This window comes from Silvania confinis (assembly GCF_025564085.1).
In the GTDB taxonomy this organism is placed as follows: Bacteria; Pseudomonadota; Gammaproteobacteria; order Enterobacterales; family Enterobacteriaceae; genus Enterobacter; species Enterobacter confinis.
This window is the reverse complement of record NZ_JAMGZJ010000078.1, coordinates 458,108-484,324: the sequence shown is the minus strand read 5'-3', so window position 1 is coordinate 484,324 and position 26,217 is coordinate 458,108. Positions and strand designations below refer to the sequence as shown.

At 58.8% G+C, this 26,217-nt stretch carries 27 protein-coding genes; 17 read left to right on the top strand and 10 right to left on the bottom strand.

The annotated features are described in order from the left end of the window. The first annotated feature begins 137 nt into the window (after positions 1–137). Positions 138–1,322 (top strand): NupC/NupG family nucleoside CNT transporter, encoded by a 1,185-nt coding sequence (locus tag M8013_RS20025; RefSeq protein WP_271269525.1) that lies wholly within the window; start codon positions 138–140, stop codon positions 1,320–1,322. A gap of 79 nt (positions 1,323–1,401) precedes the next feature. On the opposite strand, the gene M8013_RS20020 is transcribed toward M8013_RS20025, so the two are convergent. Both M8013_RS20020 and putP read right to left on the bottom strand, forming a co-directional pair. Next, the gene (locus M8013_RS20020) at positions 1,402–1,821 is read right to left on the bottom strand and encodes a DUF3574 domain-containing protein (RefSeq protein ID WP_271269524.1); all 420 of its coding nucleotides are present in this window, start codon (positions 1,819–1,821) and stop codon (positions 1,402–1,404) included. A 105-nt stretch (positions 1,822–1,926) separates the two neighbouring features. After that, a complete protein-coding gene (putP, locus tag M8013_RS20015; protein ID WP_271269523.1) occupies positions 1,927–3,435 on the bottom strand; it encodes a sodium/proline symporter PutP in 1,509 nt (502 codons plus the stop codon). A 421-nt stretch (positions 3,436–3,856) separates the two neighbouring features. On the opposite strand from putP, the gene putA reads away from it, so the two are divergent. Beyond that, positions 3,857–7,816 carry a trifunctional transcriptional regulator/proline dehydrogenase/L-glutamate gamma-semialdehyde dehydrogenase gene (gene putA, locus M8013_RS20010; protein WP_271269522.1) on the top strand — a complete coding sequence of 1,320 codons (3,960 nt, stop codon included), beginning with the start codon at positions 3,857–3,859 and terminating at the stop codon, positions 7,814–7,816. A 198-nt stretch (positions 7,817–8,014) separates the two neighbouring features. Continuing rightward, positions 8,015–8,410 carry a lysozyme inhibitor LprI family protein gene (locus tag M8013_RS20005; RefSeq protein ID WP_271269521.1) on the top strand — a complete coding sequence of 132 codons (396 nt, stop codon included), beginning with the start codon at positions 8,015–8,017 and terminating at the stop codon, positions 8,408–8,410. Here the strand turns inward: M8013_RS20005 and rutR are convergent. Next, a complete protein-coding gene (gene rutR, locus M8013_RS20000) occupies positions 8,407–9,045 on the bottom strand; it encodes an HTH-type transcriptional regulator RutR (protein WP_271269520.1) in 639 nt (212 codons plus the stop codon). The genes M8013_RS20005 and rutR overlap by 4 nt on opposite strands. Positions 9,046–9,336: 291 nt before the next feature. Between rutR and rutA the strand changes: the two genes are divergently transcribed. The 7 genes from rutA to rutG are packed head-to-tail and all read left to right on the top strand — an operon-like array spanning position 9,337 to position 14,775. Beyond that, positions 9,337–10,428, top strand: a complete 1,092-nt coding sequence (gene rutA / locus M8013_RS19995) for a pyrimidine utilization protein A (protein WP_271269519.1) — start codon at positions 9,337–9,339, stop codon at positions 10,426–10,428. Continuing rightward, positions 10,428–11,120: a pyrimidine utilization protein B gene (gene rutB, locus M8013_RS19990; protein ID WP_271269518.1), complete on the top strand. Its 693-nt coding sequence runs from the start codon at positions 10,428–10,430 to the stop codon at positions 11,118–11,120. Before rutA ends, rutB begins: the two co-directional genes overlap by 1 nt. A gap of 10 nt (positions 11,121–11,130) precedes the next feature. Then, complete coding sequence (gene rutC, locus M8013_RS19985; RefSeq protein ID WP_271269517.1) at positions 11,131–11,517, top strand: pyrimidine utilization protein C; 387 nt, start codon at positions 11,131–11,133, stop codon at positions 11,515–11,517. A 7-nt stretch (positions 11,518–11,524) separates the two neighbouring features. Beyond that, positions 11,525–12,337, top strand: coding sequence for a pyrimidine utilization protein D (rutD, locus tag M8013_RS19980; RefSeq protein ID WP_271269516.1), 813 nt, complete (start codon positions 11,525–11,527; stop codon positions 12,335–12,337). Next, complete coding sequence (locus tag M8013_RS19975) at positions 12,334–12,924, top strand: malonic semialdehyde reductase (RefSeq protein WP_271269515.1); 591 nt, start codon at positions 12,334–12,336, stop codon at positions 12,922–12,924. Before rutD ends, M8013_RS19975 begins: the two co-directional genes overlap by 4 nt. Before the next feature lie 9 nt (positions 12,925–12,933). After that, positions 12,934–13,425: an NADH-dependent FMN reductase RutF gene (gene rutF / locus M8013_RS19970; RefSeq protein ID WP_271269514.1), complete on the top strand. Its 492-nt coding sequence runs from the start codon at positions 12,934–12,936 to the stop codon at positions 13,423–13,425. Positions 13,426–13,446: 21 nt separating this feature from the next. Next, positions 13,447–14,775 carry a pyrimidine utilization transport protein G gene (rutG, locus tag M8013_RS19965; RefSeq protein WP_271269513.1) on the top strand — a complete coding sequence of 443 codons (1,329 nt, stop codon included), beginning with the start codon at positions 13,447–13,449 and terminating at the stop codon, positions 14,773–14,775. Here the strand turns inward: rutG and M8013_RS19960 are convergent. Continuing rightward, entirely contained in the window at positions 14,772–15,686 is a 915-nt protein-coding gene (locus tag M8013_RS19960; RefSeq protein ID WP_271269512.1) for a DMT family transporter, read from the bottom strand. The two genes, rutG and M8013_RS19960, sit on opposite strands and share 4 nt — an antisense overlap. A gap of 143 nt (positions 15,687–15,829) precedes the next feature. Continuing rightward, positions 15,830–16,006 carry a con-10 family general stress protein gene (locus tag M8013_RS19955; RefSeq protein ID WP_271269511.1) on the bottom strand — a complete coding sequence of 59 codons (177 nt, stop codon included), beginning with the start codon at positions 16,004–16,006 and terminating at the stop codon, positions 15,830–15,832. A gap of 391 nt (positions 16,007–16,397) precedes the next feature. On the opposite strand from M8013_RS19955, the gene wrbA reads away from it, so the two are divergent. Beyond that, positions 16,398–16,994: an NAD(P)H:quinone oxidoreductase gene (gene wrbA, locus M8013_RS19950; protein ID WP_271269510.1), complete on the top strand. Its 597-nt coding sequence runs from the start codon at positions 16,398–16,400 to the stop codon at positions 16,992–16,994. A 19-nt stretch (positions 16,995–17,013) separates the two neighbouring features. Next, complete coding sequence (locus M8013_RS19945) at positions 17,014–17,241, top strand: YccJ family protein (protein ID WP_271269509.1); 228 nt, start codon at positions 17,014–17,016, stop codon at positions 17,239–17,241. A gap of 130 nt (positions 17,242–17,371) precedes the next feature. Here the strand turns inward: M8013_RS19945 and agp are convergent, their stop codons facing one another. After that, positions 17,372–18,613 carry a bifunctional glucose-1-phosphatase/inositol phosphatase gene (agp, locus tag M8013_RS19940; RefSeq protein WP_271269508.1) on the bottom strand — a complete coding sequence of 414 codons (1,242 nt, stop codon included), beginning with the start codon at positions 18,611–18,613 and terminating at the stop codon, positions 17,372–17,374. Between the two features lie 151 nt (positions 18,614–18,764). Between agp and M8013_RS19935 the strand changes: the two genes are divergently transcribed. After that, positions 18,765–19,211, top strand: coding sequence for a winged helix-turn-helix transcriptional regulator (locus M8013_RS19935; protein ID WP_271269507.1), 447 nt, complete (start codon positions 18,765–18,767; stop codon positions 19,209–19,211). A gap of 260 nt (positions 19,212–19,471) precedes the next feature. Next, positions 19,472–20,266, top strand: coding sequence for an SDR family NAD(P)-dependent oxidoreductase (locus tag M8013_RS19930; protein WP_271269506.1), 795 nt, complete (start codon positions 19,472–19,474; stop codon positions 20,264–20,266). Positions 20,267–20,269: 3 nt separating this feature from the next. Here M8013_RS19930 and M8013_RS19925 read toward each other — a convergent pair whose 3' ends face one another. Beyond that, positions 20,270–20,629 carry a winged helix-turn-helix transcriptional regulator gene (locus tag M8013_RS19925; RefSeq protein ID WP_271269505.1) on the bottom strand — a complete coding sequence of 120 codons (360 nt, stop codon included), beginning with the start codon at positions 20,627–20,629 and terminating at the stop codon, positions 20,270–20,272. A gap of 100 nt (positions 20,630–20,729) precedes the next feature. Between M8013_RS19925 and M8013_RS19920 the strand changes: the two genes are divergently transcribed. Continuing rightward, positions 20,730–21,482 carry an SDR family oxidoreductase gene (locus M8013_RS19920; protein WP_271269504.1) on the top strand — a complete coding sequence of 251 codons (753 nt, stop codon included), beginning with the start codon at positions 20,730–20,732 and terminating at the stop codon, positions 21,480–21,482. Positions 21,483–21,499: 17 nt separating this feature from the next. Here the strand turns inward: M8013_RS19920 and M8013_RS19915 are convergent, their stop codons facing one another. After that, positions 21,500–21,931 (bottom strand): hypothetical protein, encoded by a 432-nt coding sequence (locus M8013_RS19915; RefSeq protein WP_271269503.1) that lies wholly within the window; start codon positions 21,929–21,931, stop codon positions 21,500–21,502. After that, positions 21,909–22,211, bottom strand: coding sequence for a polymorphic toxin type 44 domain-containing protein (locus M8013_RS19910; RefSeq protein ID WP_271269502.1), 303 nt, complete (start codon positions 22,209–22,211; stop codon positions 21,909–21,911). Before M8013_RS19910 ends, M8013_RS19915 begins: the two co-directional genes overlap by 23 nt. A 375-nt stretch (positions 22,212–22,586) precedes the next feature. Between M8013_RS19910 and M8013_RS19905 the strand changes: the two genes are divergently transcribed. Together M8013_RS19905 and M8013_RS19900 are read left to right on the top strand one after the other, a co-directional pair. After that, complete coding sequence (locus M8013_RS19905; protein ID WP_271270164.1) at positions 22,587–22,835, top strand: DUF1272 domain-containing protein; 249 nt, start codon at positions 22,587–22,589, stop codon at positions 22,833–22,835. Next, complete coding sequence (locus tag M8013_RS19900) at positions 22,825–24,207, top strand: M24 family metallopeptidase (RefSeq protein WP_271269501.1); 1,383 nt, start codon at positions 22,825–22,827, stop codon at positions 24,205–24,207. The genes M8013_RS19905 and M8013_RS19900 overlap by 11 nt, the downstream gene beginning before the upstream one ends. 39 nt (positions 24,208–24,246) lie before the next feature. On the opposite strand, the gene M8013_RS19895 is transcribed toward M8013_RS19900, so the two are convergent. Then, positions 24,247–26,214, bottom strand: coding sequence for a glycoside hydrolase family 127 protein (locus M8013_RS19895; protein WP_271269500.1), 1,968 nt, complete (start codon positions 26,212–26,214; stop codon positions 24,247–24,249). Between the last annotated feature and the right edge of the window lie 3 nt (positions 26,215–26,217).

The following is a 26,217-nucleotide window of genomic DNA, read 5'->3' as shown; positions in this document are numbered from 1 at the left end:
GACAGGATGTAAACCCCTGGCGGCGAAATAATTACCCCTGTGACTAAAAGGTTTGTAGGTTTTAACGTAAATGCCCATTTACGCTAACATCTGCCTGTGGCTAAATAAGCGCCTTTCTAATCTGCTGAAAATCAACCATGTATAACTTTTTGCATTTCTTGCTGGCGCTGGTGGTGATCCTCGCCCTTGCCTGGCTGGTCAGTTTTGACCGCCGTCACATTCGCATTCGCTACGTCATTCAACTTATCGTGATTGAAATTGCACTGGCGTTCTTTTTCCTGCACGCCGAAAGTGGGCTGTTTGTTATTCAGTACGTCTCGGGCTTCTTCGAATCGCTGCTGAAATATGCCGCCGAAGGGACCAACTTTGTGTTTGGCGGGATGGGTGAAAAAGGGCTGGCGTTTATTTTCCTCGGCGTGCTGTGTCCAATTATCTTTATTTCCGCGCTGATCGGTATTCTGCAGCACTGGCGGATCCTGCCGGTGATTATTCGCGTGGTCGGCACTCTGCTGTCGAAGGTCAACGGCATGGGCAAGCTCGAGTCGTTTAACGCCATCAGCTCGCTGACGCTGGGCCAGTCGGAAAACTTTATCGCCTACAAAGGGGTGCTGGGGGATCTGTCGCCACGTCGCATGTTCACCATGGCTGCCACCGCCATGTCGACGGTATCGCTGTCGATTGTTGGCGCCTATATGACGATGCTCGAGGCCAAATATGTGGTCGCGGCGCTGATCCTGAATATGTTCAGCACCTTTATCATCCTGACGATTATTAACCCGACCCGCCCGGAAGCGGAGCCGGAAATTAAGCTGGAGAAAATGCACGAATCCCAGAGTTTCTTCGAGATGCTCGGGGAATATATTCTGGCTGGTTTTAAAGTGGCGATGATTATTCTGGCGATGCTGATCGGGTTTATCGCCCTGATTAGCGCCGTTAACGCCCTGTTCTCCAGCGTGTTCGGCTTAAGCTTCCAGCAGATCCTCGGTTACGTGTTTTATCCGCTGGCGTGGCTGGTGGGGATCCCCCTGAGCGATGCTCTGCATGCGGGCGGGATTATGGCAACTAAGCTTGTGGCCAACGAGTTTGTGGCGATGATCGAACTGCAGAAGATTGCCGCGCAGATGACCCCGCGCGGGCTGGGCATTCTGTCGGTGTTCCTGGTGTCGTTCGCGAACTTTGCCTCGATCGGCATTGTCGCCGGGGCGATTAAAGGTCTGAACGAGCAGCAAGGCAACGTGGTGTCACGCTTTGGTCTGCGCCTGGTGTACGGCGCGACGCTGGTGAGCCTGCTGTCGGCGAGCTTTGCAGGATTAGTACTGTAATTTTAATGCCGGGTGGCGCTGTCGCTTACCCGGCCTACAAAATCGTAGGCCCGTGCAAGCGCAGCGCCGCCGGGCGGGTTTAAAACTGCACGCACACCGGCTGGTCTACGCGCATCACCGATTCCTGGGCGAAGCGCTGCTTATACACGCCGCGTAACGCTTCAATATTGCTTTCGCTGCGGGCATCTTTGCCGTGGATCAGCATCAGCGCCTTGCTCGACTCGCGCGCCACTTTCCCGTCGTTGCCCAGCCACTGACCTCGTGCGTCAAACACCGTTAAGCCATCGCGAAAACGCGGCGTCACGTCCTGATCGACAAACTGCTGCCACTCCTGACCAGTGATCGCCTCCCCTGCCGGGCGGTTCAGGCCAAAATAGAGCGTGGTCTGCTGCATCTGGTTGTCGGCTTTGCAGGTGGCGTCCGCACGGGTTTGCGATGGTGCGTTGCAGCCTGCCAGCATCAGTAATGCCGCCGCTATCAGCCCTGTTTTAATTATCATACTTCGCTATCCTCATTGTTTTTTTAGCACAGCGATATCAGCGTAAATCACGGAATTTAGCAATAAAAAAAGCCGGGCGAGCCCGGCTTGTAGCCTGTCTTACACTTATTCGGCCTGTAACTTCGTTGGCGGGGCGCTGTGGTAATGCGCATCCGCTTCAGCAAAGCGTTTCTGCATCGTTGCAGACGGGGCTTTGCCCAACAGGCTGAACACCACAATGCCGATGCTGCCGAAGATAAAGCCTGGAATGATTTCGTACAGGCCCAGCCAGGCGAACTGTTTCCAGACGATCACCGTCACCGCACCGATAATCATCCCCGCCAGCGCGCCGTTGCGGGTCATGCGTGACCACAGCACCGAGAACAGCACTACCGGACCAAAGGCCGCGCCAAAGCCTGCCCAGGCATAGCTCACCAGACCCAGCACCCGGTTTTCCGGGTTCGCCGCCAGCGCAATCGAGACCAGCGCCACCAGCAACACCATAAAGCGCCCTACCCACACCAGCTCTTTCTGGCTGGCGTGTTTACGCAGGAAGGCTTTGTACAGATCTTCGGTGATCGCACTGGAGCAGACCAGCAGCTGGCAGCTCAGAGTCGACATCACCGCCGCGAGAATGGCAGACAGCAGGATCCCGGCAATCCACGGGTTGAACAGGATCTGCGCCAGCTCGATAAACACGCGCTCGGCGTTCTGGTTCACCGCACCGGCCTGTGCCGGGTTATTGTTGAAGTAGGCGATACCGAAGAAGCCCACTGCGCAGGCACCCGCCAGGCAGAGGATCATCCACGCCATGCTGATACGACGGGCATGCACGATGGTGTGATGCGAGTCCGCCGCCATAAAGCGCGCCAGAATGTGCGGCTGACCGAAGTAGCCCAGCCCCCAGCCCATCAGCGAGACAATCGCCACGAAGTTCAGGCCTTTCAGCATATCGACGTTTTCGATGCTCTTCTGCTGGATAACCGCCATCGAATCGCTCAGACCGCCCACGGACATAATCACTATCACCGGGGTCAGGATCAGGGCAAAAATCATCAGGCTGGCCTGCACGGTATCGGTCCAGCTCACCGCCAGGAACCCACCGACGAAGGTATAGAGGATCGTCGCCGCGGCACCCGCCCAGAGTGCGGTTTCGTAGCTCATGCCGAAGGTACTTTCGAACAGACGCGCACCCGCCACGATGCCGGAGGCACAGTAGATGGTGAAGAACACCAGAATCACTACCGCCGAGATAATGCGCAGAACGCGACTTTTATCTTCGAAACGGCCGGTGAAATAGTCCGGCAGGGTCAGGGCGTTGTTGTTGGCTTCGGTGTGCACGCGCAGACGCCCGGCCACCAGCTTCCAGTTGATCCATGCCCCGACGGTCAGGCCGATGGCGATCCAGCTTTCCGAGATACCGGAGATGAAGATCGCGCCAGGCAGCCCCATCAGCAGCCAGCCGCTCATGTCGGATGCGCCAGCAGACAACGCGGTCACCACCGGCCCGAGGCTGCGCCCACCGAGGATATAGTCGTCAAAGTTTTTGGTCGAACGCCATGCAAGGAACCCGATCAGGATCATGCCAAAAATATAGATAAGAAATGTCACCAGCATCGGTGTGCTAATTGCCATTTAAATACTCCGCAAATTTGTTCGACAGCCTTCCCGGCTGCCTGTTATTCCATCACCGGAACGGGGTGATGATGATGTCTGTTTCTGTGGCCGCGCGTATCCTGCCGTATGCGCTGGCACGACACAAACGATTTAACACTGCATTCACATCATTTTCATCCCCGGTTTCACACCACTTTCCTGGAGGTTGCACTCGCTCACGCTTTTTGCGGTTGCACCTTTAAAAACTGTTAAGTGCCGCATGAAAACAGGCTTTCCCGGCAAAATCCACACCTTTATTCAGGTTAACGCCTCGCTAACAATCCATTCATTTATCAGCTTGCAAACCGGGTCACATTTAACGAGGTTGCACAAAGTTGCAACATAGTGGATATTCCACGTTAATCACATCATCGGTAGAGAAATCACAGGAGTTTTTGGCATGGGTATGACCACCATGGGGGTTAAGCTGGATGACGCCACCCGCGAACGGATTAAATCGGCAGCCACGCGCATCGACCGCACGCCACACTGGCTCATTAAGCAGGCGATCTTCAACTATCTGGAAAAGCTGGAGAGCGACGACGCGTTGCCAGAGCTGCCTGCCCTGCTGTCCGGTGCTGCCAATGAAAGCGACGAGTCGAACGATGCGGCCGACGAGATCCACCCGCCGTTCCTCGATTTTGCCGAACAGATCCTGCCCCAGTCGGTCAGCCGTGCCGCCATTACCGCCGCGTACCGCCGGGCAGAAACCGACGCCGTACCGATGCTACTCGAGCAGGCGCGTCTGCCAGAGCCGATAGCCACCCAGGCCCACAAGCTGGCTTACGATCTGGCCGACAAGCTGCGCAGCCAAAAAAATGCCTCCGGCCGTGCCGGTATGGTGCAGAGCCTGCTGCAGGAATTCTCGCTTTCCTCGCAGGAGGGCGTGGCCCTGATGTGTCTGGCGGAAGCGCTGCTGCGTATCCCGGACAAAGCCACCCGCGACGCCCTGATCCGCGACAAAATCAGCAACGGCAACTGGCATTCACACATTGGCCGCAGCCCGTCGCTGTTCGTTAACGCCGCCACCTGGGGGCTGCTGTTTACCGGCAAACTGGTCTCAACCCATAACGAAGCCAGCCTCTCCCGCTCCCTGAACCGCATTATCGGCAAGAGCGGCGAGCCGCTGATCCGTAAAGGCGTGGACATGGCGATGCGCCTGATGGGCGAGCAGTTCGTCACCGGGGAAACCATCGCCGAAGCGCTGGCCAACGCGCGCAAGCTGGAAGATAAAGGCTTCCGCTACTCTTACGACATGCTGGGCGAAGCGGCCCTGACCGCCGCCGACGCGCAGGCCTATATGGTCTCGTACCAGCAGGCGATCCACGCCATTGGTAAAGCCTCCAACGGCCGCGGCATTTATGAAGGGCCGGGGATCTCGATTAAGCTCTCCGCCCTGCACCCGCGCTACAGCCGCGCCCAGTACGATCGGGTAATGGATGAACTCTACCCGCGCCTGAAGTCCCTGACCCTGCTGGCGCGCCAGTATGACATCGGGATTAACATCGACGCCGAAGAGGCCGACCGGCTGGAGATCTCCCTCGATCTGCTGGAAAAACTGTGCTTCGAGCCGGAGCTGGCGGGCTGGAACGGAATTGGCTTTGTCATCCAGGCCTACCTGAAGCGCTGCCCGTTTGTGATTGACTACCTGATTGACCTCGCCGGCCGCAGCCGTCGTCGCCTGATGATCCGTCTGGTGAAAGGGGCTTACTGGGACAGCGAAATCAAACGCGCGCAGATGGACGGCCTCGAAGGCTATCCGGTCTACACCCGCAAGGTCTACACCGACGTCTCTTACCTCGCCTGCGCCAAAAAGCTGCTCGGCGTGCCAAACCTGATCTACCCGCAGTTTGCCACCCACAACGCCCACACCCTGGCGGCGATCTATAGCCTGGCGGGCAACAACTACTATCCGGGCCAGTACGAATTCCAGTGCCTGCACGGAATGGGTGAGCCGCTGTACGAGCAGGTCACCGGCAAAGTGGCCGACGGCAAACTGAACCGTCCGTGCCGTATTTATGCCCCGGTCGGCACCCACGAAACGCTGCTGGCGTACCTGGTGCGTCGTCTGCTGGAAAACGGCGCGAATACCTCATTTGTCAACCGCATCGCCGATAACACCCTGCCGCTTGAGGAGCTGGTTGCCGATCCGGTGCAGGCTGTCGAAAAGCTGGCCGCCCAGGAAGGGACCATCGGTCTGCCGCATCCGAAAATTGCCCTGCCGCGCGAATTGTACGGCAGCGAGCGGGTGAACTCCGCCGGGCTGGATCTGGCGAACGAGCACCGTCTGGCGTCGCTCTCCTCATCCCTGCTGAACAGCGCCCTGCAAAAATGGATGGCCCGACCGATCCTTGAGCAGCCGGTGGCCGACGGTGAAATGCTGGCGGTGGTTAACCCGGCCGAGCCGAAAGACGTGGTCGGCTATGCGCGCGAAGCCAGCGAGCAGGAAGTGGACCTGGCGCTCAACAGCGCGGTGAACAATGCCCCTATCTGGTTCGCCACCCCGCCGCAGGAGCGCGCCGCGATCCTCGAACGCGCTGCCATGCTGATGGAAGATCAGATGCAGCAGTTGATTGGTATTCTGGTGCGCGAAGCAGGAAAAACCTTCAGCAACGCCATCGCCGAAGTGCGCGAGGCGGTTGACTTCCTGCACTACTATGCCGGTCAGGTCCGCGACGACTTTGCCAACGAGACTCACCGCCCGCTGGGGCCGGTGGTCTGTATCAGCCCGTGGAACTTCCCGCTGGCGATCTTCACCGGGCAGATTGCCGCCGCCCTTGCCGCAGGCAACAGCGTGCTGGCGAAACCGGCCGAGCAAACCCCGCTGATTGCCGCCCAGGGGATCAACATCCTGCTGGAAGCCGGCGTCCCGCCAGGTGTGGTGCAACTGCTGCCGGGTCGCGGTGAAACGGTGGGCGCGAAGCTGACCGCCGACAACCGCGTGCGCGGAGTGATGTTCACCGGCTCGACCGAAGTGGCCTCCCTGCTGCAACGCAATATCGCCACCCGCCTTGATGCCCAGGGGCGTCCGACTCCGCTGATTGCAGAGACGGGCGGCATGAACGCGATGATCGTGGACTCCTCGGCGCTGACCGAGCAAGTGGTCACGGACGTGGTCTCTTCCGCCTTCGACAGCGCCGGACAGCGCTGCTCGGCCCTGCGCGTGCTGTGCCTGCAGGACGACATCGCCGATCACACCCTGAAAATGCTGCGTGGCGCGATGGCGGAATGCCGGATGGGCAACCCTGGCCGTCTGACCACCGACATCGGTCCGGTGATCGATGCCGAGGCCAAAACCAATATTGAAAATCACATTCAGGCGATGCGCGCCAAGGGCCGTCCGGTGTTCCAGGCAGTGCGTGAGAACCGCGAAGACGCGCGCGAATGGAACAGCGGCACCTTCGTGGCGCCAACCCTGATTGAGCTCTCCAGCTTCGACGAGCTGAAAAAAGAGGTCTTCGGCCCGGTACTGCACGTAGTGCGTTACACCCGTAACAACCTCGACCAGCTGATCGCGCAGATTAACGCCTCCGGCTACGGCCTGACGCTGGGGGTGCATACCCGTATCGACGAAACCATCGCCCAGGTTACCGGCAGCGCCAACGTCGGCAACCTGTACGTCAACCGCAACATGGTGGGCGCGGTGGTCGGCGTGCAGCCGTTCGGCGGCGAAGGCTTGTCCGGTACCGGTCCAAAAGCCGGGGGACCGATGTACCTGTATCGCCTGCTGGCGCACCGTCCGGCCAATGCCCTGGGCGTGACCCTGGCGCGTCAGGACGGACAACGTCCGGTGGATACGCAGCTGAAAGCGGTCTTGATTCAGCCGCTGGAGGCGCTGGCCGCCTGGGCAGAAAAACGCCCGGCGCTGCAGGCACTTTGCCAGCAGTACGGCGAGCTGGCGCAGGCAGGAACGCAGCGTCTGCTGCCGGGGCCAACCGGCGAGCGCAACACCTGGACGCTGATGCCGCGTGAGCGGGTGCTGTGCGTGGCGGATAACGAGCAGGATACGCTGGTGCAGTTGGCGGCGGCGCTGGCGACCGGTTGTGAAGTGCTGTGGCCGGAAGATGGCCTGCACCGCGACCTGGCGAAGCAACTGCCGAAAGCGGTGACCTCGCGCATTGCCTTTGCCAAAACCGATGTACTGGCCGAGCCGTTTGATGCGGTTATCTATCACGGTGATTCCGACCAGTTGCGCGAGCTGTGCGAGCAGGTGGCGGCGCGCGAAGGGGCGATAATCTCGGTGCAGGGCTTTGCCCGTGGCGAAGAGAATCTACAACTGGAACGCCTGTACGTGGAGCGCTCGCTGAGCGTCAACACCGCTGCTGCTGGCGGTAACGCCAGCCTGATGACCATCGGCTAAGCGTGCAAACTGTCCCCGGTGGCGCTACGCTTACCGGGGCTACGGTTCGGCGCGGGCTGGTTTTCCCCGGTGGCGCTGCGCTTACCGGGGCTACGGGTTCGGTGCTTACTGGGGTGACAATGCCATCGTAGGCCGGGCAAACGCAGTGCCGCCCGGCATGTCCCCTGCTCCGGGGCAACAATTTACAGGGAGAGAATGATGAAAAGATTACTGATCGCGGGTGCTGCATTGCTGCTCAGCGGCAATGCACTGGCGGACGAATGCGCCAACGCCAACACTCAGACAGAGATGAACGCGTGCAGCGCTCAGCAGTACCAGGCCGCCGACAAAAAGCTGAACCAGACTTATCAGGCTGCGAGCAAGCGGGCGGAAACCGCCCAGCGCGAGCTGCTGAAAAAGGCACAGCAGGCGTGGATCACCCTGCGTGATGCCGACTGCGCGTTTATCGGATCCGGCACCGAAGGCGGGAGCATCCAGCCGATGATCGTTAACCAGTGCCTGGCCGAAAAGACCCTCGAGCGCGAAGCGTTTCTGGCCTCGCTGATGCAGTGTGAAGAGGGCGACCTGAGCTGCCCTCTGCCGCCTGCGAATTAACGCACCCGGATCCCTTCGATAATCATCCGCTGCACGTTGTCCACCGTGCTGTGGAAAAAGTCGTCATCCTTAAGCGATTTACCGGTCACCGCCTCCACCTGCGCAGAGAAATCGGCGTAGTGCTGGGTGGCGGCCCAGATCATAAAGATCAGATGATGCGGATCCACCGGGGCCAGTTTGCCGGTGGCGACCCATCCGGCAATGATCGCCGACTTCTCATCTACCAGCGATTTCAGATCGCTGCTCAGGGCCGTTTTCAGCAGCGGCGCGCCCTGCAGCATCTCCAGACAGAACAGCCTTGATGCCTGGGGGTAATCCCGGGACACTTCCAGCTTCAGGCGGATGTACTGCTGGATTGCCGCCAGCGGGGCCAGCTCTTCGCGAAACGCCCGCAGCGGTGCCAGCCAGATATCAAGCAGGTCCTGCAACACCGCCAGATACAGCGCCTCTTTCGACGGGAAGTAGTACAGCAGATTGGTTTTTGACACCCCCGCCAGCTCTGACACTTGCTCCAGCCGGGTGCCGTGGATGCCAAACTGCGAGAAAGTCTCCAGCGCCGCGCCAAGGATCGCCTGTTTTTTTGCGCTCACCGCCTGCGAACGTTTACCGGGTGTTTTCACTGCGCCTTGTGCCATCTGCTCTCTCCTTTTTGTATTTGTCCTCAGCATAGCAAAACCCCTGACTTCTCACGACAATCTGCACCCCCATCGCGCACGACTGCCTGCTTTGTGTGCAAGGTTTTTGACCGTTCAGTCCACTTTTTTCACCTGCATTTGGGCAACCATCCGTTAACACGCTAATAACACAGACAATTTCAAAACTGGCATCACCTTTGCAAAACAGGCTTACGCGGCTGAACAGGAGATGCAGGATGCAGCGCCACGTCAGACATTCCCCCCCCATGTTGAGATGAAGAGAGGTTCGTGATGAAAATTGGCGTATTCGTTCCCATTGGTAACAACGGCTGGCTGATCTCTACCCATGCGCCGCAGTACCTGCCGACCTTTGAGCTGAACAAAGCCATCGTGCAGAAAGCCGAGCACTATCACTTCGATTTTGCCCTGTCGATGATCAAGCTGCGCGGCTTCGGCGGGAAGACCGAATTCTGGGATCACAATCTGGAGTCGTTCACCCTGATGGCCGGGCTGGCGGCGGTCACCTCCCGCATTCAGATTTACGCCACCGCCGCAACCCTCACCCTGCCACCGGCGATTGTCGCCCGCATGGCATCGACTATCGACTCCATCTCCGGCGGGCGCTTTGGCGTTAACCTGGTGACCGGATGGCAAAAGCCAGAGTACGAGCAGATGGGGCTCTGGCCGGGTGATGAGTACTTCTCTAAACGCTACGACTACCTCAACGAATACGTTCAGGTGCTGCGCGATCTGTGGGGCACCGGCAAGAGCGACTTTAAGGGCGAGTACTTCACTATGAACGACTGCCGGGTGAGCCCGCAGCCGTCGGCGCCGATGAAGGTGATCTGCGCCGGGCAGAGCGACGCGGGGATGGCGTTCTCGGCAAAATACGCCGACTTCAACTTCTGCTTCGGCAAAGGGGTCAATACCCCGGCGGCGTTTGCCCCCACAGCGGCACGCATGAAAGAAGCGGCAGACAAAACCGGGCGCGACGTCGGTTCCTACGTGCTGTTTATGGTGATTGCTGACGAAACCGACGACGCCGCGCGGGCGAAGTGGGAACACTACAAAGCCGGGGCCGATACCGAGGCCCTGAGCTGGCTCAGCGAGCAGAGCCAGAAAGACACCCGTTCCGGGGCCGACACCAACGTGCGGCAGATGGCTGACCCGACTTCGGCGGTGAATATCAATATGGGCACCCTGGTGGGATCGTACGCCAGCGTGGCGCGGATGCTCGACGAGGTGGCCAGCGTGCCGGGTGCCGAAGGCGTGCTGCTGACCTTCGATGATTTCCTCGCCGGGATCGAAACCTTTGGCGAGCGCATCCAGCCGCTGATGCAGTGCCGGGCGCACCTCCCCGCCCTGACGCAGGAGGTGGCGTAATGACGACTCTGCCCGCACGCCCGGAAGCCATCACCTTTAACCCCGCGCAAAGTGCGCTGATCGTGGTGGATATGCAAAACGCCTACGCCAGCCCAGGGGGATATCTCGATCTGGCCGGGTTTGATGTCTCTGCCACCCGGCCGGTTATCGACAACATCCGCACCGCCGTGGCCGCCGCGCGTGAAGCCGGAATGCTGATTATCTGGTTCCAGAACGGCTGGGATGAACAGTATGTCGAGGCAGGCGGGCCAGGCTCGCCCAACTTCCATAAATCGAATGCACTGAAAACCATGCGCCAGCGCCCGGAGCTGCACGGCAAGCTGCTGGCGAAAGGCGGTTGGGATTATCAGCTGGTGAACGATCTGGTGCCGGAGGCGGGCGATATCGTGCTGCCAAAACCGCGCTACAGCGGCTTTTTCAACACCCCGCTGGACAGCCTGCTGCGCAGCCGGGGGATCCGCCATCTGATCTTTACCGGCATCGCCACCAACGTCTGCGTGGAGTCGACCCTGCGCGACGGGTTCTTCCTCGAGTATTTCGGGGTGGTGCTGGAAGACGCCACCCACCAGGCCGGCCCGGCGTTTGCCCAGCAGGCCGCCCTGTTCAATATCGAAACCTTTTTTGGCTGGGTCAGCGACGTCGCCACCTTCTGCGATGCCCTTTCTCCCGCCGCTTATGCCCGAATCGCCTGAGGATCTCACCATGCCAAAATCTGTCATTATTCCACCGGGCACCAGCACCCCGATTGCCCCCTTTGTGCCGGGCACGCTGGCTGACGGCGTGGTGTATGTCTCTGGCACGCTGCCGTTCGACGCGCACAACAACGTGGTCTTTCCCGACGACCCAAAGGCGCAAACCCGCCACGTGCTACAGACTATCCAGCGCGTTATCGAAACGGCGGGTGGCACGATGGCGGACGTGACCTTCAACAGCATCTTTATCACCGACTGGAAAAACTACGCCGCGATTAACGAAATCTACGCTGAATTTTTCCCCGGCGATAAACCGGCGCGATTCTGCATTCAGTGCGGGCTGGTCAAGCCCGAGGCGCTGGTGGAGATCGCAAGCGTTGCCCACATTGCGAAGTGAGGTTGCCATGAAGCTATCCCTTTCACCCCTGCCCTTTGCCGACGCACCGGTGGTGGTGCTGATCGCCGGGCTCGGCGGCAACGGCAGCTACTGGCTGCCCCAGATAGCCGCTCTGGAGCAAGAGTATCAGGTGGTGTGCTACGACCAGCGCGGGACGGGGAATAACGCAGGCGCGCTGCCGGAGGATTACAGCCTGGCGCAGATGGCCGACGAGCTGTGGCAGGCGCTGGCCCAGGCCGGAGTCACCCGCTTCTGCGTGGTGGGCCATGCGCTGGGAGCGCTGATTGGCCTGCAGCTGGCGGTGGATCATCCGGGGGCGGTGAGCGCCCTGGTGTGCGTCAACGGCTGGCTGACGCTTCACCCGCATACCCGGCGCTGCTTCCAGGTGCGCGAACGGCTGCTGCATGCCGGTGGCGCGCAGGCGTGGGTCGAGGCGCAGGCGCTGTTCCTCTATCCGGCCGACTGGATGGCGGCACGTATGCCGCGCATGGAGGCCGAAGAGGCGCTGGCGCTGGCCCATTTCCAGGGTAAAGAGACGCTGCTGCGCAGACTGTACGCCCTGAAAGCGGCCGACTACAGCCGGGCGGTAGCGCAGATCCGCTGTCCGGTACACATCATCTGCTCCGCTGACGATCTGCTGGTGCCTGCAGTCTGTTCCTCCCTGCTGCACGCCGCCCTGCCCGGCAGCGTGCATACGGTGATGCCCGGCGGCGGACACGCCTGCAACGTCACCGAACCCGACATCTTCAACGCCCTGCTGCTGAACGGGCTTGCCAGCCTGCTGCACAGCCACAATCGATTTTATAAGGAGCTGCAATGAGCGAAGCCCTCACCCCGACGGCGCAGCAAACGCTGTTTACCGACGCCCGCACCCACAACGGCTGGCTGGCAACCCCGGTCAGCGACGACACACTGCACGAGATCTACGACCTGATGAAGTGGGGCCCGACCTCCGCCAACTGCTCCCCGGCGCGGATGGTGTTTGTGCGCAGCGCTGCGGGTAAAGAGAAGCTGCGCCCGGCGCTCTCCAGCGGCAACCTCGAGAAGACGATGACCGCCCCGGTGACGGCCATTGTCGCCTGGGACAGCGAATTTTATGAGCGCCTGCCGGAGCTGTTCCCCCACGGCGATGCGCGAAGCTGGTTTACCTCCAGCCCGGCGCTTGCCGAAGAGACGGCGTTTCGCAACAGCGCGATGCAGGCGGCGTACCTGATCTTCGCCTGCCGGGCGCTGGGGCTCGACACCGGGCCGATGTCCGGCTTCGACCGGGAGAAAATCGACGCTGCCTTCTTCACCGGCAGCACGCTCAAAAGCAACCTGCTGATCAACATTGGCTACGGCGACGCCAGCAAGCTGTACGGGCGGCTGCCGCGTCTGAGCTTCAGCGACGCCTGCGGACTGGCTTAAGGAGCACGCATGAGCATTGATAAACAAGCCTTTCGAGATGCGATGGCCTGCATCGGGGCGGCGGTGAATATCATCACCACCGACGGCCCGGCCGGACAGGCCGGGTTTACCGCCAGCGCAGTGTGCAGCGTGACCGACTCGCCGCCCACCCTGCTGGTGTGCCTCAATCGCGGGGCGTCGGTGTGGCCGACGTTCAGCGAAAACGGCACCCTGTGCGTCAACACCCTGAGCGGTGAACAACAGGCCCTGTCAAACCTGTTCGGCGGTAAAACGCCGATGGCGGAACGCTTCGCCGCCGCCCACTGGCAAACGGGCGACACCGGCTGCCCACGTCTGGAAGAGGCGCTGGCCTCGTTCGACTGTCGGATAAGCCAGGTGGTGAGCGTCGGTACCCACGACATTCTGTTTTGCGACATTGTTTCTCTTACCTGCCACCCCGCGCCGCAAGGCCTGGTGTGGTTTGATCGCGGCTACCACGCGCTAATGCGACCCGCCTGTTAACCCTCCTTAAGGAGACCGCTGATGGCATTATTCGATTTTCCTCACTGGCAGTTGAAATCGACCTCTTCAGAAAGCGGCGTGGTCGCGCCGGATGAACGTCTCCCGCTGGGACAAACCGCGGTAATGGGGGTACAGCACGCGGTGGCGATGTTCGGTGCCACGGTGCTGATGCCGATCCTGATGGGGCTCGATCCGAACCTGTCGATTTTGATGTCGGGGATCGGCACCCTGCTGTTCTTTTTCATCACCGGCGGGCGGGTGCCGAGCTATCTGGGCTCCAGCGCGGCGTTTGTCGGGGTGGTGATCGCCGCCACCGGCTTTAGCGGCCAGGGCGTTAACCCACAGCTTAGCGTGGCGCTGGGCGGAATTATCGCCTGCGGGGCAATCTACACCCTGATTGGTTTTGTGGTGATGAAGATGGGCACCCGCTGGATCGAACGGCTGATGCCGCCGGTGGTGACCGGCGCGGTGGTGATGGCGATTGGCCTGAACCTTGCTCCGATTGCGGTCAAAGGGGTTTCCGGCTCGGCGTTTGACAGCTGGATGGCGGTAGTGACGGTGCTGTGCATTGGTCTGGTGGCGGTGTTTACGCGCGGGATGATCCAACGGCTGCTGATCCTCGTCGGGCTGATCGTCGCCTGCCTGATCTATGCCGCAGTGACCAGCCTGTTCGGGCTGGGCACGCCGGTCGATTTTAGCCTGGTGCAGCAGGCCGCCTGGTTTGGTTTACCCCAGCTGACCGCGCCGACCTTTAACGGCCAGGCGATGATGCTGATTGCCCCGGTGGCGGTGATCCTGGTGGCAGAGAACCTCGGTCACCTGAAGGCGGTAGCCGGGATGACCGGGCGCAATATGGATCCGTACATGGGCCGCGCCTTTGTCGGTGACGGGCTGGCGACCATGCTGTCAGGCTCGGTGGGCGGCAGCGGCGTGACCACCTATGCCGAGAACATCGGCGTGATGGCGGTGACCAAAGTCTACTCGACGCTGGTGTTTGTGGCGGCGGCAGCGATCGCCATCCTGCTCGGCTTTTCACCGAAATTTGGCGCACTGATCCACACCATCCCGGCGGCGGTGATTGGCGGCGCGTCGATTGTGGTGTTTGGCTTGATTGCGGTGGCGGGGGCGCGCATCTGGGTGCAGAACAACGTCGATCTCAGTCAGAACGGCAACCTGATCATGGTCGCCGTCACGCTGGTACTGGGGGCCGGTGATTTTGCCCTTTCGCTCGGCGGCTTTACGTTGGGCGGGATCGGGACGGCCACCTTTGGCGCCATCGCTCTTAACGCCCTGCTCAGCCGCCGGATGGCCAGCGCGACGCAGGGTGATGTCGCGGTGCAGGATCGTTAATCCACTGTGGCGCTGTCGATCTGCGACAGCGCCTTTTTCTTTCTTTTGAGCTTGAGTTCACTGACCAGCACACCTGCGATGATAAACGCCGCCCCCAGCAGGGCCAGCAGCGGCAGACGTTCCCCGGCCAGACGGCCAAAGATCCCCGCCCACACCGGCTCCCCGGTATAAATCACCGTCGCCCGCGTCGGCGACACGCTGCGCTGGGCCCAGTTCATTGTCACCTGAATGATGGCGCTGAAAATACCCAGCCCGAGCGCCACGATCCACAGCCCCGGCACCATCGGCGGCACCGATTCTCCGGCCGGGATCATCGCCATAAAGGCCACCAGCGACGCGGTCGCCAGCTGCACCACGGTCACCCGTTTGACGTCCACTTTCCCGGCCCAGGCGCTGATCAGTATGATTTCGGCAGCAATCGTCACCGCGCCCACCAGGGTGATCATCTCCCCCGGCCCCAGTGCCAGCAGGTTATCGCCCGGCCCCGCCAGTAGGATCAGGCCGATAAAGGCCAGCACAATTCCGACGCAGGACATCAACCCCGGCGTGCGGCGCAGGCACAGCCACTGCAGCAGCGGCACTAATGGCACGTACATGGCGGTGATAAACGCCGATTGACTGCTGGGAATGGTCTGCAATCCCCAGGTCTGCAGGCTGTAGCCGAGTGCAATCGACACCCCAATCGCCACCCCGGCTTTCAGCTCGGTCATCGTCAGGCCCGGCAGCGTTTTCAGGCACAGCAGTGCCACGGCCAGTGCGGCGGTGGCGAAGCGCAGGCCAACAAAGAAAAAGGGATCGCTGAGGGTGACCGCGTACTGCACGGCAAGAAAAGTCCCACCCCAGAACAGGGTAATGAGGATCAGGATCGCTTCCTGTGGCTTGATGGAAAAGGCATAACGGGAGGAGGACATGAGGCACCAGCAGAAATAATCAATCCACTAGTGTGCGATGGCCGGGATGACAGTTCAATGATGCGGACATAAAAAAACCGCCGGAGTGCCCGGCGGCGGGGTGCGGGATTGGTTACAGGGCCAATCGTTCAGACGGCAGCACGCTAGTTATTCCTGTTGCTGCCATGGCTATTTTTGCCCCCTTTTTTGCCAGCTTCGGATGCGCGTTGAGGGTCATTCTTGAAATTCCCCCCGCTTTGCTGGCCACCTTTACGACCTGCTTCTGATGCTCTTTCACGGTCTTCAGCAAAATTACCTGACCCACCACGATGGTTAGCCATGTCTGACCTCCAGAGTTGCGAAACATTAATTTATCCAACCTGCGGTGAGCGAGAAATCAATCACCTGGCGGCTCATTAACAGGGCCTTTATCTGTGCCGCGTGAACCTAAGCTTAGTGGAGTGAGACCATTCAGCCAGCGCACCGTAATATCCTGCAATACGAAATCAGACTTTCGCATGAAAGACGGCAAAGCGAACCCATAAGCCTTTCTTATCATTCTAAAAATTAGCGATAAGGAAAATGTGTCATTTTGCTACAGCGCAATGCAGTGAAAATTTGTTGTTTAAAATCAAACAAATGGTTTACAGATTTGCAGTCTCGCTGCCACGTCATATCTTTAAATGAATGCAGCACGCGGCTGCCTGAATAAAAACCGAGGAGTGAAGCAAGATGACGAAAATTCTGGTGCTCTACTATTCCATGTACGGACACATTGAAACCATGGCTCAGGCAGTGGCGGACGGCGCCAGGAAAGTCGAGGGGGTTGAGGTGACGATTAAGCGCGTCCCGGAAACCATGCCCACCGAGGCTTTTGCGAACGCGGGCGGTAAAGCCCAGGATGCCCCGGTCGCCACGCCGCAGGAGCTGGGGGATTACGACGCTATTATTTTTGGCACCCCGACGCGCTTTGGCAATATGGCCGGACAGATGCGCACCTTCCTCGATCAGACCGGCGGGCTGTGGGTTAAAAATGCCCTGCACGGCAAGATCGCCAGCGTGTTTAGCTCTACCGGTACGGGCGGCGGTCAGGAGCAAACCATCACCTCCACCTGGACCACGCTGGCCCACCACGGAATGGTGATCGTGCCGATTGGCTACGGCGCGAAAGAGCTGTTTGATATTTCTCAGGTGCGTGGCGGTACGCCGTACGGTGCCACCACCATTGCCGCTGGCGACGGCTCGCGCCAGCCATCCGAGGTTGAACTGAATATTGCCCGCTACCAGGGTGAACACGTCGCGGGACTGGCCGTTAAACTGCAAGGTTAACTCTCAACAGGAGGATTACATGCCTACTCAAGAAGCAAAAGCCCATCGCGTCGGCGAATTTGCGCGCTTACGGAATACGTCGCCGGAAATCGCCGAGGCGATCTTTGAAGTCGCCAAATATGACGAAAAACTGGCGGAGAAAATCTGGGAAGAAGGCAACGATGAAGTGCTGGTATTAGCCTTCGAAAAAACCGACAAAGACTCGCTGTTCTGGGGCGAGCAGACTATCGATCGCAAAAACGTCTAAAACGCAAAACGCCTGATGGCGCTACGCTTATCAGGCCTACGGGATGCGAATTGCATTTGGATCTTGTAGGTCGGGTAAGCAAAGCGCCACCCGACATTTAGCCCCTCTCCTCAATGGGAGAGGGTGACCATTACTTCGCCGCCGTATTCAGCACAGTATTAAATGTCTCGATCGGACAGAACCCTTCGCCATCCACCGGACAGCCGTTCAGCGCCAGCGTCACGCGCTGCGCCGGTTCTTTTAAGTTCAGCACCTGGGCATTGCGCAGCTGTTCCGTACTTTGATAAACATACTCAATCTTCATCAGATCGCGATTGCCGCTCTTATCGTGCCAGCGCTGGAAGATGATTTTGCCGCCAATCGGCGTGCGCTCGTACTGGTCATGCAGCTGATAAGGCTTAAAGTCGAGCGCTTTCAGCAGCGAGGCGATATTGGAGTCATGTCCCACCAGCAGGGTGATTTTCGGCGCTTTTGCCTGATCGGTGACCAGCGCAGTATCGATGTATTTCACCAGCGGTTTCGCCACGTTACGCGCCACCTCCGCCGAAGTGAACAGCGAGTCCTGATAACCGTTTTTCAACTGCGACAGCACGCGCCACTGCTGGTCGGTTTTAATTGATCCCCAGGCGACCTGATCCTGCGGGAACCCCTCGTAGTATTGCAGCGTAAAGGCATCCACCAGCGAGTTACCCACTTTCAGCGGACCTGAGACGCCGGGCTCTTTCTGGTAGTCGGCGCTGTAGGTATCTTTCGCGTCGCTCAGGGAGCAGACCTGCTTCTCTTTACAGGACGGAGACTGCGCATAGTCGGTCATCTGCTCCAGCAGTTTGTAGCTTTCGCCGAGATGCATCCCCTGACGTTCTTTGTCCATCGCCTGCAGCGCTTTCTCTTTGAATGCCGGAGAGTTGTCGGTGATCACCGGGTTAAAGGTAGGATCCATGGTGCCCATTTGTTCCTGATGATGCACCGGCACATCGCAGCCCGGGAACGCGCCGGTGATAAAGAATTGCGCGGTCGCCACCGTGCGCTGCAGGCTATTGGCATAGGCATACACACTGCCTGCCGTTGGGCATTCGCCCGCGGTCACCATCCCCTGTTCTGCCAGCCATTCACGCAGATAATGGCCCATATAGACCTCCAGCACGCCGCCTTTGGTGGTCAGCTGCCCGCCCGGCACATCCCACTCCGGCCATTTGCTGGGGGTGGACTGTTCCAGCACGCTACCGTTATTGGCCAACGGCGCGCGCAGATTATGGCGGCTCATGATCAACACCTGCTGCAGCTGATACCCTTCTGGCGCAGTCTGCGCCTGCACGCCGCAAGAGAGGCCGATACTGCCCGCCACGGCGGCCGCGATTAGTGCTTTTCTCATCCCTCAATCCTCATTGTGTTTTTTTATCGTCAGATTGAGTGTGACAGATTTGTGACGGATTACCTGGAACCGGCCCGCAAACTGGCGGCTAACTTTGCAGATCGGCAAAAAATGGTTTTATAATTAAACTTACCGCTGATAAGGAGTCACCGTGAAACGCACCCGTCTGGAAGAGAGTTCCTGCCCTGTAGCCCGCTCGCTCGATATTATTGGCGACTGGTGGTCGCTGCTGATTGTGCGCGATGCCCTGCGCGGGATTACGCGCTTCGGCGAGTTTCAAAAAAGCCTCGGCATTGCCAAAAACATGCTGGCAACCCGGCTGAAGCTGCTGGTGGATGAGGGCATCCTGGTGCTGCAGCCCGCCTCCGACGGCAGCGCCTGGCAGGAGTACGTTCTGAGCGAAAAAGGTCGCGCCCTGCAAACGGTGCTGGTGGCTCTTTCCCAGTGGGGAAATGCGCATCTCTATGCCGAGGGGGATGTGGGAACCGTGCTGGTGGATACCGAGCACCGTCAGCCGCTGCGCAAGCTGGCGCTGATTGCCAGCGACGGGCGGGAATTGCAGCCGGAGGAGATTGCACCGCAGTATCCGCAGGCGTGATTACCGTTATTGCCGGGCCTGCTGCTGACGGGGTGGCGCGGGCTTATTCCACATCGTTAATTCAACGCCTGTTAACCCGCACAGTAAAATAATATACCTGTCGTTTTCACCCTCAATGTTGCTCCCTTCCCGGCCACAAACCCTTTACCGCACAGTTCAAAAAAAACCGCGCAATTTGGTTGCATTATAGGACCAAATGGCGCACGCTTGATTTGGTTTCATGTTGAAACCATTAACCCCCCTATGCTTGAGGTATCACGATGACGACACAACATTCAACGGCTCTGATTACAGGTGCATCTTCCGGGATTGGCGCGGTTTACGCCGACCGTCTTGCCGCTCGCGGCTACGACCTGGTGCTGGTGGCCCGTCGCGAAGATCGTCTGCAGGCGCTGGCGGCGCAGTTAGAGCAGCGCTACGGGGTGAAGGTCACGACCCTGACGGCAGATCTGACCGAGGAAACCGGGATCCGCGCGGTGGAGGAAGCGCTTCGCAGCAATAACGCCATCGACACGCTGATCAACAATGCCGGCACCGCGCAGATGGCACCGTTCCTCGCGGGCGATGTGGCGCAGCATCAGGCGATCAATATGCTGAACACCACTGCCCTGATGCGTCTGACCTATGCCGTGCTGCCGCGCCTTGCCGAAAACAATCGCGGCACGCTCATTAATATCGCCTCGGTGCTGTCGATTCATGCCCGGGCAGGCAGCGCGCTGTACAGCGCCACCAAAGGCTGGGTGCTGAATTTCACCCGTGGGCTGCAGGAAGAATTTGCCGACAGCAAGGTGCGTATTCAGGCGGTATTGCCTGCGGCCACCGCCACCGAAATATGGGAGATTTCGGGCGTGTCCGTTAACGACCTGCCGGAAGGTTCGGTGATGACCACCGACAATATGGTTGATGCGGCGTTGGCCGGACTGGATCAAGGTGAGCAGATCACCATTCCGCCAATGCACGACGAATCATTGTGGGCGCGCTACGAAGAGGCGCGGCTGGCGCTGTTTGACAGCGCGCGCACCGGCGAACCGGCACCACGCTATCTGTCGCGCTGAGGACTAGCGTTTAAGCTGGTCGCCGTACTCCCGCATCCAGGCGGCCAGCGGATCGAGGGCACTTTGCAGAGTCAGACCCAGGTCAGTGATGTGGTACTCCACCCGGGGTGGGATCTCTGCGTACACGGTACGGGTGACCAGCCCGCGCTGTTCAAACAGGCGTAGCTGTCGGGTGAGCTCTTTCTGGGTGATGGGTGTCGCCGCCCGCAGCAGATCGCCAAAGCGCACCGGCGTATTCAGCACAATCAGTCGGTAGATAATCGGGATCGCCCATTTGCCGGAGAGCAGGCCGATAAAGCTCGTCATCGGGCAGGGTTGCTGCTGAAAATTTTTTTCGTCCACGCGCGCGTTTATTTCCGCCATTGCACACCTCTCGCCTCTTTAGTATCCATTTGGTACCTGGTTTCTTTTGGATACTAACGTTTCTATAGTGCTTTCTCCAGAGACAAATCAGGAGAAGAAGATGGGTCGTTTAACGGGTAAATATACGCTGATCACCGGCGGCACCAGCGGCATTGGTCTGGCTACCGCACAGGCCTTTCTCGCCGAAGGGGCGCACGTCGCCGTTACCGGGCGCAACCCCGAAACGCGTGCCGAAGCGCAGCGCTGGCTTGGGGATAACGCCTGGGTGATTGATGCGGATGCAGGTGTAATCGGGGCACAACAGCAGCTGGCGGACACCCTTGCATCGCGCTGGCCGCGGCTGGATGCGGTGTTTATCAACGCCGGAGACGTGACGCACGGCACGCTGGAAAGCTGGAATGAACAGGCCTGGGATCGGCTGATGGGCACCAACCTCAAGGGGCCATTCTTTTTAATTCAGGCGCTGCTGCCGCTGCTGAATAATCCTTCATCGGTGATTTTATGCGGCTCGGTGAGCGCCCATATCGGGCTCCCCACCAGCAGTGCCTATGCCGCCAGCAAAGCCGGTTTGCTGTCGCTGGCCCGCACGTTATCCATCGAACTGCTGCCGCGCGGGATCCGCGTTAACGGCCTGAGCCCCGGCCCGGTCGCCACCCCGGCGCTGGGTAAGCTGGGACTCGACGACGACGCGCAGCGCGCGCTGCAAAGCGAAATAGCCAAACTGGTGCCGCTGGGGCGCTTAGGTACGCCGGACGAACTGGCGAAGGCCGCGCTGTATCTGGCCTCGGATGAGTCCACTTATACCGTTGGTACGGAACTGCTGGTGGATGGCGGCACGGCGATTGGGCGGTAAGGTGTTCTGGTCTCTTATTAACGCACGCCCGTTGCATTAAGGCTGATAACGGGTATTACGGCCATGCCGTCAGCATAAAAGAGATCGGCGTTAGTAAACGAAAATACTCGTCCGGTTATGGTAGCGTTAACGTGTGTGCCATAGCCGGTAATTCTGGCACTACCCGTGTTAGCCACTAAAAATGGCTTACGCGATGTCAGATAATGCAGAATGTCGCCCTTTTGTTTTGTGTCCAGATAATAACGATAGACATCGGAAACCGTAGCACCTCCTCCCTTATATTTAGTGACGTACAAATAGACGTCGGGTGTGATTTGCTGCTGCGAAAATAGGTCATCTTCGGGCGGCTGAGTGGCGTAATACTGATACACGCTAAAGCCGACCACCAGGAGTGCAAGCACAGCCGTCAGCATACGGTGTAACGTTTTAATAACCGTGCTGTTTGGCATAGTCGATTCCTTGTTTAATCCAGAACTGGTCATAGGGATCATCACCATAGGGTAGTTCACCGTACCAGGCTCCCCACTGGGGTTGGGATGTGCCCGCGCGCTTCTGAGCGAAACCAGCAGCCATGTATAGCGTGTTCTCTGGTATTCCTGCCGCAAAACCAGTAGCACCATAATTAAAATTGCCGAAATTAGCCAGGTTATGATTTTGCTGTTTGTAATCCCACGGCCCCCGATTCCTGACCTGCTGATAAAACCAGTAATAGGCTTGCGGCAATGCCATGATTGTCATCCTTGAATTTAACGCTCTTGTATATGTAAACATCCCCATGGGATTGCGGTTTTTGAAAGCAGATTTGAAATTTTAGCTACATATACTAAACACAAACATAATTATTAAATATGCGCAACGCCACACAATGATAAATACATGCAGCAACATAACCTGCATAATAACCATTTATTAACCCACTATATTCTCGACAATAAAAGCATCAAGCTCATAAATAGAAAACCTCCATTACCCCCCTTCATTATTAATGACTCACCTCGTCGCCGGATAATCCCGGAAGCTGAAAAATGTAAAACAAAACCCGCTTTCTGGCATAGTGAGGAATCCCATTGTTCCCCGCCACGCCCGCTAAGAAGGAAGACAACCATGCTTGAGCTGCGACCAAATTGTGAATGGTGCGATCGTGACCTGCCGCCCGACGCCCCCGAGGCCAGAATCTGCTCTTTTGAATGTACCTTCTGCGCGACCTGCGCGGAAACCGCCCTTAACCACCGCTGCCCTAACTGCCAGGGCGAGCTGGTGCGCCGCCCGGTGCGCCCGCAGAACAAACTGGTCACCTCCCCGGCGTCCACGACGCGGGTTCTTGCCAAACGTGAGGAACAAGATGATCGCTAACCGTATCCCGCTGCAGGCCCTCCCGGAACCGCGTAAATTCACCGATGTTCCGCCGGTGCTGCTCAGCGATGAAACGCTGCTTGAGCGTAAAGAAAAAGTGCTGACGCGCATGAATGACGAGGGGTATGAGGCCCTCATTATTTATGCCGACAAGGAGCATGGGGGTAACTTTGAGTATCTGACCGGGTTTATTCCGCGCTTTGAAGAGGGCCTGTTAATTCTGCATAACACGGGTCAGGCAACGGTTATTCTCGGCAATGAAAACCTGAAGATGGCCCAGCATTCGCGTATTGCGGTCACGCTACAACATTGCGCGTATTTTTCGCTGCCGAATCAGCCAATGGAACAGGCGCATTCCCTTGAGACATTACTCAGCGAAGCCGGTTTAAATAACCTGTCCAAAGTGGGTCTGGTGGGCTGGAAAATGTTCACCTCGGCGGTGGCCGATAATAAGGCGCTGTTCGATTTACCCTATTTTATCGTCGAGGCGATTAAAAACAGCACCCGTGCGCAGCTTGAAAACGCGGCACATCTGTTTATCCGTGGTGATAACGGGGCCCGAGTCACCGGTAACGCGAACGAAATTGCGCATTACGAATACGGCGCGAATCTGGCGTCGAACTGCATTCTTGACGCCATGAATGCGGTGGAGCCCGGCGTGCGTGAAACCGAGCTGGGCGCGTTATTAGCAGCAGAAGGTCAGTATCAGACGGTCGTCACCATTGCCGCCGCCGGGCCGCGTTTCGCCAAAGCCAATTTCTATCCCACCTATAACAGGCTGCAACGCGGCCAGCCCCTGTCGATGACCACCGGCTTTAAAGGGGGGCTATCAAGCCGGACTGGCTTTGTGATTGCCGATGAAAGCGAGCTGCCGGACAATCAAAAAGATTATCTCGACAGAGTCGCCAGACCTTATTTCACCGCCGTCGCCCATTGGCTTGAGAATATTCATATCGGGATGCCGGGCGGGGAAATGTATGCCCTGATCGAAAAGGTGCTCGATAAAAAACAGTACGGCTGGCACCTGAACCCCGGGCACCTGTGCGCCGATGAAGAGTGGATGTCGTCGCCGATTTATCCGCACTCTGCCGAGACGCTAAAAAGCGGGATGATCCTGCAGATTGATATTATCCCTTCCGTGCCGGGCTATACCGGGGTCAGTGCCGAAGAGAGTATCGCCCTCGCGGATGCCGCGTTGCAGGCCAACATCCAGACGGCCTATCCTGAATTGTGGCAGCGGATCGCCACCCGCCGGGACTATATTCGCAACGTGCTGAAGATAAATCTCACCGATGAGGTGATCCCGCTGTCGAATACCGTGGCTTACCTGCGCCCGTTCCTGCTGGCGAAGGACAAGGCGTTTAGCTGCTGATACACGCGCCGCCGGACAATCCCGGCGGCGCTTTTGTTGTCAGCAGTCTTCATCCACCCAGATACGCATCTCCCCTTCCCCACGGTTAGCCCAGCTAAACCACGGAATAAAGGTCAACGTCTGCGGCGCGGAGCGGGTCATCGGTTGGTCGAACTGGTACAGGGGCTTGTCCTGCGAGGCATCCAGCGTCTGCCTATGACCCTGGGCCTGAATCAGGATCTTATTCGCCATCACACCGGTGCCGGCCACTTCCACAAACTCGCTGCCCTTATCCAGCGACAGGGTCTGTAGCTCGCTGCCGTTATCCGCCTGCTCTAGGCAATACACCAGCGGGCCGCGCTGCAGGGCGACTTTGCCCGCAAGGTGGCGCACCAGTGGATTGCCATACACCCGGCGCACCGGCATCGGCAGCTGGAGGGTAATGACATCGCCCGCCGCCCAACTGCGGTGAATGTGCAGATAGCCTTTGTCGATCGCCCCGCAATACACTTCCCCGTTCAGCGTCACCTTTAGCGCGTCGCACCAGCCCGGAATGCGCAGAGCCAGCGTATGCTCCACCGGTTCAGGCGAATTTATGCTTATCGTAACCTGCTCGTCCCACGGGTAGTTGCCGCTAATGGTGATATCAAGCGGCTTCCCCCCGACCATCACCTGCAGGCTGTTACCGACATACAGGTTGATCAATAACGCGTCCTCACGCGGGGTAAAGATATAGTGCCCCAGCGCCACCAGCGTGCGGGCGATATTCGGCGGGCAGCAGGCGCAGCCGAACCAGCGCTGACGAACCGGTTTAACATGCTCATAGATATGGTTAAACGGGATCGCCTTCGGGTAAGTTTCCAGCGGGTTGACGTAGAAGAAGTGTTTTCCGTCCATCGACATGCCGCCGAGCACGGTGTTGTACAGCGCCCGCTCCATCACATCGGCGTACTGACCATCGCCTTCCATTTCGACCATCCGACGGGCAAACATCATTAAGCCAATCGAGGCGCAGCTCTCCGAATAGGCCGTGTCGTTGGGTAAATCGTAGTCGGAGGTAAACGCCTCGCCGATGCCCTGGGAGCCAATTCCGCCGGTGATGTACATCCGCCGCTGGACCATGTTATTCCAGATGCGCAGGCAGGTCTGGCGCTTGGACTCATCCCCGCTGATGCGCGCCAGATGGGCGATGCCGGTCATTAAGTAGACCGAACGCACCGCGTGGCCGACCGCTTCGTCCTGCTCCACCATCGGCTTATGGGCGTGGGTGTAGGCTTTGTCCTTGATCATCCAGGCCTCGCCCCAGTTCCCCCAGTGGAAGGTTTTGCCGCGCTTTTCATACTCGATGTCATAGTAGTGCGGCTGGGCGCCCCGCTCCTCGACAAAGTAATTCGCCAGCGCCAGGTAATCATTGTTGCCGGTCACTTCGTACAGGCGCATTAACGCCAGCTCGATTTCCGGGTGGCCCGGATAGCCGTGCAGCTGGTTCTCGCCCGGACCGAACACGGTATAAATGTGGTCGGCAAAACGGCAGGCAATATCCAGCAAGGTCCGTTTGCCGGTGGCTTTATAGAATGCCACCGCCGCTTCGAACAGGTGGCCCGCACAATAAAGCTCATGGCATTCCGCCAGATTGGTCCAGCGCAGGCCGGGCTCTTTTAGCATGTACCAGGTATTGAGATAGCCATCTTCGCACTGGGCAGCGGCTAGCAGGTCGATCACCTCGTCGGCGGTTTTTTCGAGCTCCGCATCCGGCTGCTGGCATAACGACCAGGCCACCGCCTCCAGCCATTTGGTGACGTCGCTGTCCTGAAAGACCATGCCGTAAAATTCCCCCGCCTGCTGGCCGGCGGCAATACGGAAATTATCAATCGCGTGGCTCGGCTCGGCGTCGGGAATACGGTTATTGAGTGCTTCCCACTGATAAGGGATCACCACGTTGCGGACCAACCGCTGGTATTCCCCCAGGAACGGATCGTTGACCGTTAATTGACGCAAGTCCGTTTCAGAAATCGTGGATAAATACATGAC